This window comes from Prosthecodimorpha hirschii, assembly GCF_001305515.1.
Lineage (GTDB): Bacteria > Pseudomonadota > Alphaproteobacteria > Rhizobiales > Ancalomicrobiaceae > Prosthecodimorpha > Prosthecodimorpha hirschii.
The window spans coordinates 2,049,250-2,063,521 of sequence record NZ_LJYW01000001.1; the positions used below are offsets into that span (position 1 = coordinate 2,049,250).

The 14,272-nt window shown below is 70.3% G+C and carries 13 protein-coding genes; 7 read left to right on the forward strand and 6 right to left on the reverse strand.

What is annotated here, in order from left to right:
• Positions 1-7: 7 nt before the first annotated feature.
• The 3 genes from pqqB to ABB55_RS08980 all read right to left on the reverse strand — a co-directional run bounded on the left by pqqB (position 8) and on the right by ABB55_RS08980 (position 1,783).
• Entirely contained in the window at positions 8-919 is a 912-nt protein-coding gene (gene pqqB / locus ABB55_RS08975) for a pyrroloquinoline quinone biosynthesis protein PqqB (RefSeq protein WP_054358509.1), read from the reverse strand.
• A gap of 38 nt (positions 920-957) precedes the next feature.
• Complete coding sequence (pqqA, locus tag ABB55_RS31270; RefSeq protein WP_140940681.1) at positions 958-1,035, reverse strand: pyrroloquinoline quinone precursor peptide PqqA; 78 nt, start codon at positions 1,033-1,035, stop codon at positions 958-960.
• 328 nt (positions 1,036-1,363) lie between these two features.
• On the reverse strand, positions 1,364-1,783 hold the full coding sequence (locus ABB55_RS08980) for an organic hydroperoxide resistance protein (RefSeq protein WP_315901519.1): 420 nt from the start codon (positions 1,781-1,783) through the stop codon (positions 1,364-1,366).
• Between the two features lie 479 nt (positions 1,784-2,262).
• Here ABB55_RS08980 and ABB55_RS08985 point away from each other — a divergent pair, with 479 nt between their 5' ends.
• Positions 2,263-4,449: an InlB B-repeat-containing protein gene (locus ABB55_RS08985; RefSeq protein WP_054358511.1), complete on the forward strand. Its 2,187-nt coding sequence runs from the start codon at positions 2,263-2,265 to the stop codon at positions 4,447-4,449.
• Positions 4,450-4,619: 170 nt separating this feature from the next.
• Here ABB55_RS08985 and ABB55_RS08990 read toward each other — a convergent pair whose 3' ends face one another.
• Together ABB55_RS08990 and ABB55_RS08995 are read right to left on the reverse strand one after the other, a co-directional pair.
• Positions 4,620-5,306 (reverse strand): response regulator transcription factor, encoded by a 687-nt coding sequence (locus ABB55_RS08990; RefSeq protein ID WP_054358512.1) that lies wholly within the window; start codon positions 5,304-5,306, stop codon positions 4,620-4,622.
• Positions 5,303-6,916 carry a sensor histidine kinase gene (locus ABB55_RS08995; protein WP_054358513.1) on the reverse strand — a complete coding sequence of 538 codons (1,614 nt, stop codon included), beginning with the start codon at positions 6,914-6,916 and terminating at the stop codon, positions 5,303-5,305. Before ABB55_RS08995 ends, ABB55_RS08990 begins: the two co-directional genes overlap by 4 nt.
• A gap of 286 nt (positions 6,917-7,202) precedes the next feature.
• On the opposite strand from ABB55_RS08995, the gene ABB55_RS09000 reads away from it, so the two are divergent.
• The 5 genes from ABB55_RS09000 to ABB55_RS09020 all read left to right on the forward strand — a co-directional run bounded on the left by ABB55_RS09000 (position 7,203) and on the right by ABB55_RS09020 (position 12,596).
• Complete coding sequence (locus ABB55_RS09000) at positions 7,203-8,312, forward strand: molybdopterin-binding domain-containing protein (RefSeq protein WP_054358514.1); 1,110 nt, start codon at positions 7,203-7,205, stop codon at positions 8,310-8,312.
• A complete protein-coding gene (locus tag ABB55_RS09005; protein ID WP_054358515.1) occupies positions 8,306-9,943 on the forward strand; it encodes a formylmethanofuran dehydrogenase subunit A in 1,638 nt (545 codons plus the stop codon). The genes ABB55_RS09000 and ABB55_RS09005 overlap by 7 nt, the downstream gene beginning before the upstream one ends.
• On the forward strand, positions 9,931-10,836 hold the full coding sequence (gene fhcD / locus ABB55_RS09010; RefSeq protein WP_054358516.1) for a formylmethanofuran--tetrahydromethanopterin N-formyltransferase: 906 nt from the start codon (positions 9,931-9,933) through the stop codon (positions 10,834-10,836). The genes ABB55_RS09005 and fhcD overlap by 13 nt, the downstream gene beginning before the upstream one ends.
• Positions 10,836-11,648: a formylmethanofuran dehydrogenase subunit C gene (locus tag ABB55_RS09015; RefSeq protein WP_054358517.1), complete on the forward strand. Its 813-nt coding sequence runs from the start codon at positions 10,836-10,838 to the stop codon at positions 11,646-11,648. Before fhcD ends, ABB55_RS09015 begins: the two co-directional genes overlap by 1 nt.
• A gap of 741 nt (positions 11,649-12,389) precedes the next feature.
• Positions 12,390-12,596 (forward strand): hypothetical protein, encoded by a 207-nt coding sequence (locus ABB55_RS09020; RefSeq protein ID WP_054358518.1) that lies wholly within the window; start codon positions 12,390-12,392, stop codon positions 12,594-12,596.
• 188 nt (positions 12,597-12,784) lie between these two features.
• Here ABB55_RS09020 and ABB55_RS09025 read toward each other — a convergent pair whose 3' ends face one another.
• Entirely contained in the window at positions 12,785-13,165 is a 381-nt protein-coding gene (locus ABB55_RS09025; RefSeq protein ID WP_054358519.1) for a 4a-hydroxytetrahydrobiopterin dehydratase, read from the reverse strand.
• Positions 13,166-13,254: 89 nt separating this feature from the next.
• On the opposite strand from ABB55_RS09025, the gene ABB55_RS09030 reads away from it, so the two are divergent.
• Positions 13,255-14,232 carry a beta-ribofuranosylaminobenzene 5'-phosphate synthase family protein gene (locus tag ABB55_RS09030; protein WP_054358520.1) on the forward strand — a complete coding sequence of 326 codons (978 nt, stop codon included), beginning with the start codon at positions 13,255-13,257 and terminating at the stop codon, positions 14,230-14,232.
• Positions 14,233-14,272 lie beyond the last annotated feature (40 nt).

Consider the following 14,272-nt stretch of genomic DNA (forward strand, 5'->3'; position numbering starts at 1 on the left):
AGACGGGTCACAGGACCACCTCCAGGCCATCGTGAGAGATCTCCCAACCGGCCTCCTCCATCGCCCGGCGTTCGGGCGAGCCCTCGATCAGGACGGGGTTGGTATTGTTGATGTGGATGAAGCAGCGTCGGCCGACCGCGAGACCGGCGAGGGCGGCGGCGCTGCCGTCCGGCCCCGACATGGAGATGTGCCCCATGCGCCGGCCGGTCTTGGCCCCGAGACCCTCGCGGATCATCTCGTCGTCCGTGTAGAGCGTCCCGTCAAAGAACAGGGCATCGGCACCGTCGATGCGCGCCCTGACCGCGTCGGTGACGTGGGCGCAGCCGGGAATGTAGACGAGGCGCGCCCCGCCGGCGCTGATCGTCACCCCCACGGTGTTCTCGCCCTCCTCCCCGATCCTGAGGCTCTGATCCTCGCGCCAGAGCGGGACCTTGCCGGGGACGGGGAAGATTTCGATGTCGAGCCCCGGCAGCGGCCGGAACGGTTCGCCGAAGGCCACGCTCCTGCGTGTCACGCAGTCGGCGGCCATCACGTCGAAGATCTGGTTGTCGGCGATCGTCCGGAGCGTCTCGTCGGTGCCGTAGAGGTCGAATGCCTGGCGTTCGCGAAGGCCGAGAAGACCCGTCACGTGATCGACGTCGCCATTGGTGACCAGAACCGCCGCGATCGGGGAATGGCGCGAACCCGTCTGCGGGTGCAACGCCGGCGCCGACCAGATCTGCTGGCGGATGTCGGGCGAGGCGTTCAGAAGAAGCCAGCGCTCGCCGTCTGCGGATACCGCTACGCTCGACTGGGTGCGGGGACGGACCGAGCCGTCGCCCTTCCAGGCCATCCGGCAAACGCGGCAGCGGCAGTTCCATTGCGGAACGCCGCCGCCGGCTGCCGAACCGAGAACGATCGCGCGGAGACGGACAGTCATGCCCCTATCGTCCACGCTTCACGATCCCGTCGTCGGTCTCAGTATTCCGGCGGGAAGTAGCCGTTGATCTCGAGGCCGACGCAGATTTCCTGAACGAGGGGCTTGTTCCAACGCATGGTCTTTCCTCCGTTTTGTGCGACCCGCCCAGCCAAGTCTTATTTCTAAGAATTTCCTGAGAAGGTCCGTCCCAGTCGCATCGAATGTGCGACAGCTTCCGTATATTTGCAGGCTTCGATCCGGTGTCAAACAAAATAGAATAAGAGAAATCTTAGTATTTCTGCACTGCAATAAATAAGAAATCCATAAGAATCAAGTCGAACGCCGCGGATTTCGGCCGCAATACAGGCAAGGCCCACGCTTTCGCGCAGGCCTCCTGTCCGGTCGGCAGTGGTAGCAGGGGATGGGCCGCCGGCCGCCGCAGCGGAATGTCGCAGCCGTGCGCGATCAGGCGATCGTCGTCGTCACGTCGATGTTGCCGCGCGTCGCGTTCGAATAGGGGCACACCTTGTGGGCCGCCTCGACGATCTCCTCGGCGGTGGCCCGCTCGATGCCCGGCAGGGACACGTGCAGCGCGACCTCGAGACCGAAGCCGCCCGGGATCTGGCCGATGCCGACGGTCGCGGTGACGCTCGCCTCGTCGACGATCTTGATCTTCTGCTTGCCGGCGACGAAGCGCAGCGCGCCGAGATAGCAGGCCGAATAGCCGGCGGCGAACAGCTGCTCCGGATTGGTCGCGCCGGCCGCGCCGGGGCCGCCCATGTCCTTCGGAACCGACAGATTGACGTCGAGCACGCCGTCGGAGGAGCGCGAATGACCCTCGCGTCCGCCGGTCGAGGTCGCGGTCGCCTTGTAGACTGCCTGAATGCCCATGATGGCCTCCTTGGTTGTTGAGGACGACACTATTATATTGCGCGCAATATAAATGCAAGCGCCGACCCGTCCGTTTGCGCCCGATGCCGGAATCGTGACCGCCGCATCCGGTCGGGCGCCTCCGGGCCGGCGGGAAGAAACCGAGCCGGGCTTCCCAGGCAGGCCAAGCCGGGCTCGGAGGAAAAGCCAAGTCGGGCTCCGAAGCCGAGCCAGATCGAATTCCCTAACGGAACCGCGCTGGATTCCTCCGCAGAACGGTGTCGGGTGCCGCCGCGGTCCGGTTCGGCAACCCGGGCCCCACCGCAACCGCCGGACGCAGTCGCCGATGCGCGGAAACGTCGAATGCCGACAATTTTCGCTCACTTCGAAGAACGCGATTGTTTCTTGATTTACAGATTGCACCTAATAACTGCATGAAAGTTGGCGCGATTCGCCCGCCAAGAACCGGGCGAGACCCACCGGAGCGGTTTGCGATGCTGAAATGGATGCTCGGACTGATCATTGCGGCTGCTCTGGCCGGCACCGCGACAGCAGCCGAACCCTCGGGAAAAGCCCTGAGCGTCCGGTATCTCAGCGCCGAGTCCGCGACCGTGCAGGCCCGCAATGCCGATCCGGCCATGGCCGGACTGAAAGGCAAGAAGTCGGTCCGCTACTTCCAGGCCGGCGCCAGCCTGCCCGTCGACACCCAGACCGACACGATCGACTTCGGCAGCGCGATCGGCAAGCTGACGCTGAAATCGGCCGAGAAGCGCAGCAACGACGACCTGACCTGGGTCGGCAAGCTGGACGGGAAGGACGGCCGCGCCATCCTGGTCGTCCGCAAGGGCGCGATCACCGGCACGATCACCAGCGACCGCGGCAATTTCGATATCCGCCCGGTCGGCAACGGCACCCACGCGATCATCGAACGCGACGTTTCGGCCTTCCCGCCGGAGCATCCCCCGGGCGCGCTGCCACGCGGCAATGGCGGCATCGATCCCAAGGCCAAGGCCGCCACCAAAGGGTCGCTGACCTATATCGACATCCTGGTCGCCTACAACACCGCCGCCAAGAATGCCTATGGCAGCGACATGGACGCCTATGCGCAGCTGGCCGTCGACACGGCCAACACGGCCTATTCGGATAGCGGCGTCGATGCCCGCCTGCGCCTGGCCGGCACGATCGAGACCTCCTATTCCGGCACGGACTTCAACACCGCGCTCGACGACGTGACCAACGGCACCGGCGGTCTCGGCCCGATCAACACCAAGCGCGAGGCGCTCGGCGCCGACCTGGTCAGCTTCATGTTCAACGGCACGGCCTATTGCGGGCTCGGCTGGCTGAACTCGTCCTCGACCTCCGCTTATAGCGTCGTCTACTGGGACTGCGCCGTCTCCAACCATTCCTTCGAGCACGAGATCGGGCATAATTTCGGCGCCCGCCACGACCCCTACGTCGACAGTTCGACGACGCCCTATGCCTATGGCCACGGCTATGTCTACCAGACCTCCTGGCGGACCATCATGGCCTATGTGAATGCCTGCGGGTCCTGCCCGCGCATCGGCCGCTTCTCGAACCCGAACCTGACCTACAACAGCGTCGCCACCGGCACCGCCCAGACCCACGACAATGCGCGCGTCCACAACGAGCGCGCGGCCACCATGGCGGCCTTCAAGACCCCGGCGACCACCTATGCGCTGTCGGTGAGCAAGACCGGCAACGGCACGGTGACCAGCTCGCCCTCGGGCATCAACTGCGGCTCGACCTGCTCGGCGAACTTCACCGAGAATGCCAGCGTCACGCTGACCGCGGCGGCCTCCACGGGGGCGACCTTCTCGACCTGGGGCGGCGCCTGCTCCGGCTCGTCGACCACCTGCACGGTGACCATGTCGGCGGCCAAGTCGGTGACCGCGACCTTCGTGGCGACGCAGATCTCCGTCTCGGTCTCGAAGAACGGCACCGGCGCCGGCTCGGTCACCAGCAGCCCGTCGGGCATCGACTGCGGCGCGACCTGCTCGACCACCTTCGCCTACGCCACCAGCGTCACGCTGACCGCCACCCCCGACAATGCCTCGGTGTTCGGCGGCTGGAGCGGCTCCTGCGCCGGGACCTCGACCACCTGCACGCTCAGCGCCGATGCGGCCAAGTCGGTGATCGCCACCTTCACCAACGCCTCCGATCCGCAGACCCTGACCGTCGCCAAGAGCGGCACCGGCTCCGGCACGGTGACCAGCAGCCCGTCCGGCATCAGCTGCGGCGCGACCTGCTCGTCGACCTTCACGACCAATACCAGCGTGACGCTGACCGCCGTGGCCGCCAACGGCTCCAGCTTCAGTGCCTGGGGCGGCGCCTGCTCGGGCTCGTCGTCGACCTGCACGGTCACCATGTCGGCGGCGCGGTCGGTCACCGCGACCTTCAACACCTCGAACAGCAAGGTCCTGGTCGCCGTCACCAAGACCGGCAGCGGCACCGGCACCGTCACCAGCAACCCGTCCGGCATCAATTGCGGGTCGACCTGCTCGATGCAGGTCAATACCGGGACGTCGGTCACGCTGACGGCGACGGTCGGCAAGAAGACCAAGTTCAAGGGCTGGTCGGGCGGCTGCACGGGCAAGGCCACGACCTGCACCTTCACGGCCAGCACGGACAAGTCCGTCACCGCCAACTTCGCCAAGAAGTGAGACGGCGGCCGGAGGCGCGATGCGTCCGGCCGTCCACCGACTGTGCGGAGGCACCAAAGCCTCGGCGTCTTGAGGAATCCGCGCGGGGACGGTTCCGGGCGGTTCCCCGACCGCCTCGGCGGCTGCTGACTGGAATGTCGGCACGGCGATGCCTTGCCGACGCGTGGGGGCTAGCCGTCGGCCTTGAACATGAAGCCGCGGCCGCGGACGGTGACGATCAGCTGCTGGCCGGGCGGCGTGATCTCGCCGAGCTTGTGGCGCAGATAGCCGACATAGACGTCGACCACGTTGAGCGAGGCGCCGCCCTGGTCGGCCCAGAGCTGGTCGAAGATGTCGCCGCGTGCGACCGGCCGGCCGGCGGCGCGCATCAGCACCACCAGGAGCGCGCTTTCCCGTTCGGTCAGCCGGGTCTCGGCCTCGCCGATGCGGGCGATGCGGGTCTCGAGATCCAGGGTCAGCGGTGCCGCCGTCAGGTAGCGCCCGGATTGCGGCGCGTCGGAGCGGCGCAGCATGTGGGTCTTCAGCCGCGCGACCAGCTCGCCGAAGGCGAAGGGCTTGACCACATAGTCGTCCGCGCCGGCCTCCAGGCCTTCGGCGCGCTCGGAGATCGCCGCCTTGGCGGACAGCATCACGATCGGCATGGCGAAGCCTTCCGCGCGCAGGCTGCGGCAGATCTCGATGCCGGAATGGTCGGGCAGCATCACGTCGAGGATGATCGCCTCGGGCGCCAGACGCCGCGCCTCGGGCAGGGCCGCCGCACCGGTATCGACGACGTGGACCGCGTAGCCCTCCTCGCCGAGGCCGCGCCGCAACAGCGAGCCGATGTCCGGATCGTCTTCGACCACCAGGATCGTCATGCCGTTCTCCCGCCTTCCGGCTCCACGGCCGGCAGCCTGATCGTCACCGTCGTGCCGCGGGGCCGGTCGACCCCGTCGGCCGTCGCGCTGGTGACCGCGATGCTGCCCTTATGCCTCTCGACCACCCATTTTGCCAGCGCCAGACCGATCCCGAAGCCGCTGCCGGCCTCCGATCCGGCGCCGCGATAGAAGCGGTCGAAGATGCGCGGCAGGTCGGCCTCGGCGATGCCGGCGCCGGTATCGGCGACCTGGATCGCCACCATGCCGGCCTCCAGGCGCGCGGCGACGCGGACGCTGCCGCCGGACGGGGTATGGCGGATGGCATTGGCCAGCAGCCCCTCGGTCACCTGGCGCATCCAGTCCCGGTCGGCGCGCGCCGCCAGCCCCTCGCCCGGATCGACGCTGAGCGAGACGCCGCCGCGCCGGGCCAGCGCCGCCACCGTCTCGGCCGCCTCCCCGATCAAGCCGCCGACCGGGGTGTCGGCGATCATCAGGTCGATCTCGCCGGTTTCCGAGCGGGCGACGCGCAGCAGGTCCTCGACCCGCCGGTGCAGGCGCTGGGCGCGCGTGCGGATCGTCGTCAGCGCCTCGCCGGCCGGGTCGCCGGGCTCGCGGAGCGGGCGGCGCAGCGCCAGATCGCATTCGCCGAGGATCACGGTCAGCGGCGTGCGCAGCTCATGGCTGACATCGGTGAAGAAGCGCCGCCGGGCGGCGTCGACGGCGGCGAGCCGCTGGTTGGCGTCGCGCAGATCCGCGGTGCGCTCGGCGATGGTCTGCTCGAGCCGCGACCGGTCGGCGGCGACCCGCGCCTCGCGCCGTTCGAGCCGGGCGGCCATGCGGTTGAAGCCGGCGAGCGCCAGGCTCAGTTCGTCGCGCCCCGTGACGGAGAGACGGGCGCGCAGGTCGCCGCGTCCGATCGCGCCGGCGCCGCGGCCGAGGTCGGCCAGACGGACGACGAGCGGACGGGCGACCGCCCGGAACAGCCACAGGGCGAGCGCCAGGGCCAGCGCGACCGCCCCGGCCGCCGCCAGGGTCAGCCGGCCGCGCAGGGCGCGCATCTCCTCCTGGATGCGCCCGCCGGTGCGCCGTTCGTCGTCCATGATGGCCGACAGGTTGGGGGCGAAGGTGACCGCGAAGCCGTTCAGCGCGCCGCGAATCTGGTCGGCGACGGCGCCGTTCGGCTCGGCCATCCGCTCGCCGATCTGCCGGTCGAGCACCTCGAAGCCGGCCCGCAGCCGGGCCAGCATGCGGCCGCGATTGGCGCTCGCCGCCTTCAGCCCGTCGGTCGGCGCGGTCTCGATCGCCTCGATGACGGCGTTGTCGACGGCCGAGAAGGCGCTGTCGACGCCGCGCCGGGCCTCCTCGATGCGGCGGTTGCCGGCGGCGCCGCGCTCGGCGGTGTCGAGCGCGACGAAGGTGTAGTCGGAGATGCGCGCCGAGACCGCGCTCCACAGATCCAGCCGCCGCTGCGACGCCAGGGCGCCGGCGATCCGGTCCTCGGCGAGCGACAGCGACCAGACCACCGCGACCGCGGCCAGGATGGCGGAGGCCGCGGCCAGGCCGGCGACGGCGGCGATGCGGAAGCGGATCGAGGCGGTATTGAGCTTCATGGACCCTTCCCACGCACCGCGGGCCCCGCGGCCGGAACGGACCGGCCACGGTCCGGCGTGCGATCCCGGCCACGATGCGGGGCGCGGCGCGCCAAGGTGCCGAAACGGAGCCCGACAGGGAAGAGGCTGCCTGCGGCCGACCGATCCCCGGCCGGGCCTGCGTCGAGTTGTCTCGGCGACCATTGCGACGTTTTGCGGAAGCCGGTCAGCGGACTAACCTGCCGGGAACAAAGACTCGGCAGTCTGCTTCGCAGCCTGACACCATTGGCATGTCTTGGGAGGAATCGTGGCGGTCATCAGCGAAGCGGCGGTCGGCTGGCCGGCGTCCGAGGCCGAAGCGCGTGCGGCGGCGCTCATCGGCCGGGCGCGGCTGCCCCTGATCGCCGGACTGGCGGCGGACCTGGACGCGATCCGGGCGGCCTTCGCGCTCGCCGACCTGACCGGCGCGGCGGTCGATCCGGCCGCCGGCGACGCGCTCGCCGCCGAAATGCGCGCCTTCGCCGATTCGGGCCAGATGAACACCACCCCGGCGGAAGCCCGCCACCGGGCCGATCTGGTCGTCGTCGCCGGCCCGGCCGCGCTCGCCCATGCGGTGGCGGTCGGCCTGTTCGAGGCGGCGGCAAGCCCGCTCTATCCCTGGCGGACCCAGCGCAAGGTGCTGCTGATCGGCTGCGGCGATGCGCCAGCGGTCGATTTCGGGCCGACCACCGTCGCGGTCAGCCATCTCGATGCCGATCCCGCACATCTGCGCCCGGTCCTGGCGGCCCTGCGCGCGGCCGCGGCCGGCCACGGACTGACCGCGCCGACCGGCGATCGGCCGACACTCGCCGCGATCACCGCGGCGGCGGCCGAGATCAAGGCCGCGGCCTTCGGCGTGCTGGTCTACGATCCGGCCGGGCTCGGCGCGCTCGGCATCGAACTGGCGCAGGGCCTCGTCAAGGACATGAATGTCGCCACGCGCTTCACCGCGCTGACCCCGCCGCCGGCGCTCAACGGCAAGGCCGCGGCGCTGGCCGGGCTGTGGACCGTCGGCCTGCCCGGCCGCTTCGGCATGGTCCGCGGCGTGCCGAAGGGCGACGACTGGCGCTTCGACGGCCGCCGCCTGGTCGCCTCCGGCGAGGCCGATGCGGTGCTGTGGGTCGGTCCGCTGGCGCCCGGCCTGCCGGACTGGCTGCCCGCGGCCGGCACGGTCGCGCTGGTGCCGCCCGGCCAGGCCGCCGCGGCCGACGTGGTGATCGAGGTCGGCGTGCCCGGCATCGACCATGGCGGCACGCTCTACGAGGCGCGCCGCGACGGGCTCAGCTATCTGGAGCCGGCCGCGCCGTCGGCCCGCCCACGCGCGGCGGCCGTGATCGGTCGCCTCGCGCAGATCATCCAGGGAGGCGCGGCATGCTGATCCGTCTCGCCGGCGGCCGCGTCATCGATCCCGTGCAGGGGCTCGACGCGGTCGGCGACCTTTACGTCCGCGACGGCCGCATCGTCGCCGCCCCCGAACCCGGCGAGGCGGTCGACGAGACCCACGACTGCCGCGGCCGCATCGTGATGGCCGGTGCCATCGACGTGCACAGCCACATCGCCGGCGGCAACGTCACGCTGGCGCGGCTCCTGCTGCCCGAGCTGCATGTCAACGAGGCGCCCTCGCCGGACGGCATGCCCTTCGCCCATGCGCGCTGGTCGAGCTGGGAAATCGGCCGGCTCTATGCCGAGATGGGCTTCACCACGGTGATCGAGCCGGCGCTGGCGCCGACGCACGCGCTGCAGACGCATCTGGAACTGGCCGACCTGCCGGTCATCGACAAGGGCGCGCTGACCGTCGTCGGCAACGACGACCTGCTCCTGAAGCTGCTGCGCGAACGGGAAAGCCGCGACGCGGTGCGCGATGCGGTCGCCCACGCGCTCGCCGCCTCGCGCGGCCTCGGCCTCAAGGTGATCAATGCCGGCGGCGCGCCGGCCTTCAAGTCGAACCTGCGCGCCTTCTCGTTCGACGACGAGGTGCCGCATTACGGCCTGACCTCGCGCCGGATCGTGACCGGGCTGCTCGACGCGGCGGCCGAGATCGGCGTGCCGCATCCGCTCCACGTCCATTGCAACAATCTCGGCGTGCCGGGCGCGACCGAGACCGTCCGGGCGACCATGGCGGGCGCCGAGGGGCGGCCGATCCATCTCGCCCATATCCAGTTCTACGCCTACGAGGAGGACCCGGCCGGCCTGTTCCGCTCGGGCGCCGAGACCATCGCGGCGGCGCTCGCCGCCCATCCGAACGTTTCGGTCGATGTCGGGCAGGTCATGTTCGGGCCGACCGTGACCATCTCGCTCGACATCATGAAGCAGTATTCCGGCCACCCCCATGCCAGCCCGAAGAAATGGGCGCTGGTCGACGGCGATGCGGAAGGCGGCGGCATCGTGCCGATCGACTACCGGGCCAAGAGCTGGGTCAACCAGTTGCAATGGGCGATCGGGCTCGAACTGTTCCTGCTCTCGCCCGATCCGTGGCGCTGCCTGATGACCACCGACCATCCCAATGGCGGCCCGTTCACGTCCTACCCCGAGATCCTGCACCTGCTGATGGATCGCGGCGAACGCGAACGCTGGATCGCGCGCATGCCCGAAGAGGCGAAGCGGCGCTGCGGCCTCGCCGCGCTGGAGCGGGAATATACCCTCGACGAGGTGGCGATCATGACCCGCGCCGCGCCGGCCCGCCTACTCGGGCTCGCCGATCGCGGCCATCTGAAGCCGGGCGCCGTCGCCGACATCGCCGTCTATGACGACCTCGCCGACCGGGCCGCCATGTTCCGCGCGGCGCGGCTGGTCTTGAAGGACGGCCGGGTCGCCGTGCGCGACGGCCGCTGCACCGGCTGGATCTTCGGCCGCACCCATGCGCTGAAACCCGGCTACGACGCCGCCATGACCCGCGAGGTCGAGACCTATCTGACCGACCGCTACGGCGTCGGCGCCAAGGCCTTCGCGGTTCCCGACGAAGCCTTCGGCGAACGCCACGTCTTCAAGGTCGAACCATGCAGCCACTGAGCCTCAACGGCGTCACGATCGACGACAGCTTCGCCGAGGCCTTCGACATGGCCGCGACCGGCCTCGTCATCACCGCGCCGACCGCGCGCTGGGCCGAGATCGCCGCCCGCACCATGACCGGCTTCGCCACCTCGGTGATCGCCTGCGGGGTCGAGGCGGGCATCGACCGCGAGCTTTCCCCCGACGAGACCCCGGACGGACGGCCTGGGTTTCGGGTGCTGATGTTCGGCTTCGACGGCAAGGGCCTGGAGATGCAGATCCAGAACCGCGTCGGGCAATGCGTGCTGACCAGCCCCGGCTCGGCCTGTTTCGCGGGCCTCGACGGCACCAAGAAGCTGAAGCTCGGCGCCACCCTGCGCTTCTTCGGCGACGGCAACCAGATCTCCAAGCGGCTCGGCGGCACGCATTACTGGCGCGTGCCGGTGATGGACGGCGAGTTCCTGGTCGAGCATTCGACCGGCCTTTCGGAGAGCGCGATCGGCGGCGGCAACCTGCTGATCCTCGGGCGCAGCCATGCCGAGGTGCTGGAGGCATCGGAAGCGGCCGTCGCGGCGGCCTCGACGGTCGCCGACGTGATCCTGCCCTTTCCGGGCGGCATCGTGCGCTCGGGCTCGAAGGTCGGCTCGAAATACAAGGCGTTGATCGCCTCGACCAACAACGCCTTCTGCCCGGTGCTGCGCGGCGATCCGGGCTCGGAACTGGACGCCGAGACCGACTGCGTGATGGAACTGGTCATGGACGGGCTGTCCTTCGAGGCGATCCGGGAATCCATGCGGCGCGGCCTGCACGCCGCCTGCGCGTTCGGGCCGGAGCACGGCATCCTGCGCATCTCAGCCGGCAATTACGGCGGCAATCTCGGCCGTCATCACTTCAAGCTGAGGGACCTCATCTGATGGCCGCCCTCGTCTTCCGCCTGCGTGCCGCCCCTCCCGAGCGGCTCGATCTCTCGGCCCTGACGCCGGCCGGTCTCGTCGGCCTCGACCGCGCGGCGATCGCCGCCCTGGTGGTCGGCACCACGAAACACGCCCCGACCGTCGGCGATCTCTTCGAGGTCTCCGGCGACGATCCGGGCGAGATCGTGTTCGAGGGCGGCTCGGACCGCCTCGACCGGATCGGCGCGGGCCTGACCGGATCGGCCCGGATCACCGTGGTCGGCGATGCCGGCCTCGATGTCGGCGCCGGCATGAAGGGCGGCGCGATCCGGGTGACCGGATCGGCCCTGCACCGGGCGGGTGCCGGCATGACCGGCGGGCTCCTGACCATCGGCGGCGACGCCGGCGACTTCACCGGCGGCACGGCGGCGTCCGGCGCCATGGCGGGCCAGGCCGGCGGCATCATCGTGGTCAGCGGCCGGGTCGGCGACCGGGCCGGCGACCGCATGCGCCGCGGCCTCCTGGTCGCCATCGCCGGGACCGGCGCCCATGCCGGCGCGCGCATGTCGGGCGGCACCATCGTCACGGCCGAACTCGGCGCCGAGCCCGGCACGCTGATGAAGCGCGGCACGCTGGTCGCCGGGCGGCATGGCGACCTCGGTCCGACCTTCGTGCCGGCCGGCCGCTACGAACTGCCCTTCCTGCGGCTTCTGGCCCGCCACATCGCCACGACGGTGCCGGTGGCCGCCGGGCTGATCCCCGAGCGGGCCCTGCGCTGGCGCGGCGACATGGCGGCGCTCGGCAAGGGCGAGATCCTGGTCGCGGCCGGCTGAGGCCGGTTCCTTCCGGACGGCAAACGGGTTCCGACCGGACGAAGACCCCCGCCCGGCACGGACCGTTTCCCGGCGCGGACGGTGCCCCGGCGCGGTGCCGGATTGACGGTGCGGCCTCTCGGGGCGAGCCGGCGGCCGAAGGCCGACTCCCGAAGCGGCAGAGCGGACGAAGACCGGCTCCGGCGGCGACAGAGCGGCCGCAGGCTCCGGGTTGCCGGCTTATTGGTCACTCCCGATCTCGGTCGTGACAAAAGATCGCAGGCACTTCCCTGCCGACCGCCTGATATTTGGGCGGCGGAACAGTGTGCAGCGCACAATTTTTGAATGCATTGCAATATTTCCGAGGGGATCGACCGAGGCGTCGACGAGCCGACATGCGCCCGAAGGGCGCGATCACATGATTGTGAGGCCGGGGACTCGAGACCGGCTATCGCCGTTGAGCCATCGGCGCTTTTCGCGCGTTCACTGAAATTCCAGCACCCATCCGGGCGGACCGCCTCGCCGGGCGGCGGCTCCGGGACGGAGCGTGGCACGGGGCTTGCCAACTTGTGACTGTGCGGCGGACCGCGGAACACACCGGCGGCAGGACCGTACCGAAGGACGAACAGACCGCGACTTCCGGGTCGGTTCCGCAGGGGTCCCCGCGATCCCGGCGATGCGGGGCCGGAGGATCGGCGGCGCAAGAGGTGAGAGAGCGACCGAGAGGGTGATACCCGACCCTGACACGGAAGGTCACACCCCATGGAACTGATCCTGGCCGTTTGCATGCTGTCCACGCCCGGCGATTGCCGCGAGGAGCGCCTGTCGGTGAGCGTCGAGGAAGTCGCGCCGATCCAGTGCATGATCGGCGCCCAACCGATCATTGCGGAATGGTCCCAGTCGCATCCGAAATGGAAGGTCGAGCGCTGGCGCTGCGGGCCGGCGGGCCGCGACGGCTATCGGATCTGACCGATCCACGGCGTTTGCCGACGACGCTTCGGAGCATGGCCGTCCGGCCCCCGGCGGCCGTGCGCGGTCCGGGCGGCGCGATCCACCATGACCCCCACTGACCGGGGGGATCATGCCCTGGATCTTCGCGGTCCGGACCTGCGCCGGCGCCGGCCAGGCGCCGGACCGGTCCGCGGCTTCGCGCCGGCTCAGTCGTATTTGATATAGGCGAAGCGCAGATCCTTGTCGGGCGTGCCCTCCAGCCCCTTGCCCTCGCGGGCCGGCTGCCACTGCACGACCTCCTCGATCTTGGCGGCCAGCGCGAAGTCCTTGTCGGTGATGCCCTTGGCGGCGTGGTTCATCAGGCGCACCTCGACCCAGGCATAGGAGGCGGTCAGGTCCGGATGGTGCCAGGCGGCCTCCGCGAGATGGCCGACCGTGTTGATCACCATCAGGGTGCCCTTCCAGCTGGACGTGCGGTAGGTCCGCCGGATCCAGCCGTCTTCCAGACGCCAGGTCGGCAGTTCGGCGGCGAGCCGGGCGCGCACCTCGTCGTCCGTATAGGTCTTCTCGGTCTGACGCTCGCTCATCGTTGCGCTCTCCGGCTCGACGGGCCAAAATCCCGGTCGACTGGTCCCGACATCGCGTCGGACCCTGACAAGGCAGAAACCTAGGGGCGATGATGGTGTCCGTCCAGACGCGGCCCGGGCTGGTCCGCGTGACCGCTCCCGCGCGCTTGCATATCGGCTTCCTCGATCTGAACGGCGATCTCGGACGGCGCTTCGGCTCGATCGGCCTCGCCGTCGATCGGCCTTGCGCGATGATCCGCATCGCGCGCGCCGCCGTCACCGCCGTCTCGGGCGCCGAGGTCGGCCGCGCGCATCGCTACCTCGTCGCCGCCTGCCGGGCGCTCGGCGTCAAGCCCGGCCACGATCTCGTCGTCGCCGGCACCATGCCGGCCCATGCCGGATTCGGCTCCGGCACCCAGCTGGCGCTGGCTATCGCGGCCGGGGTGGCACGGCTCGACGGCCTGCCCTTCGACGCGGGCGCCGTCGCCGCCGAACTCGATCGCGGCGCGCGCTCGGGCATCGGCGTGGCGGCCTTCGAGGGCGGCGGCTTCGTGCTCGACGGCGGCAAGGGCGCGGGGCCGGCGGCACCGCCGATCATCGCGCGGCTGCCGATCCCGGAAGCCTGGCGCATCGTGCTGGTGCTCGACGAGACCACCGAGGGCGTCCATGGCGACGACGAACGGGCCGCTTTCCGCACCCTGCCGACCTTCCCGGCCGCCGATGCGGCGCATCTCTGCCGGCTCGTGCTGATGCGCATGCTGCCGTCGCTGGCGGAGGCCGACCTTGCCGGCTTCGGCGCGGCGGTGACCGAGATCCAGGCCCGGCTCGGCGACCATTTCGCGCCCGCGCAGGGCGGCGGACGCTTCACCTCGCCGCGCGTCGCGGCCGCGCTCACGGCGCTCGCCGAGGCCGGTTCCGCCGGATACGGGCAGAGCTCCTGGGGTCCGACCGGCTTCGCACTGTTCGCCACGCAAGCCGCAGCCGAGGCCGCCGTCGCCGCCCTTGCGCTGAATGACCGCATCGCGGACGGTTTGAATTTCCTCATCGTCAGGGGCAGAAACCAGGGAGCCGCGATCGAGGCCGAATGATCGGCCGAAGCAGATGGCCCGCCTGGCGGGCGCGAGGAGT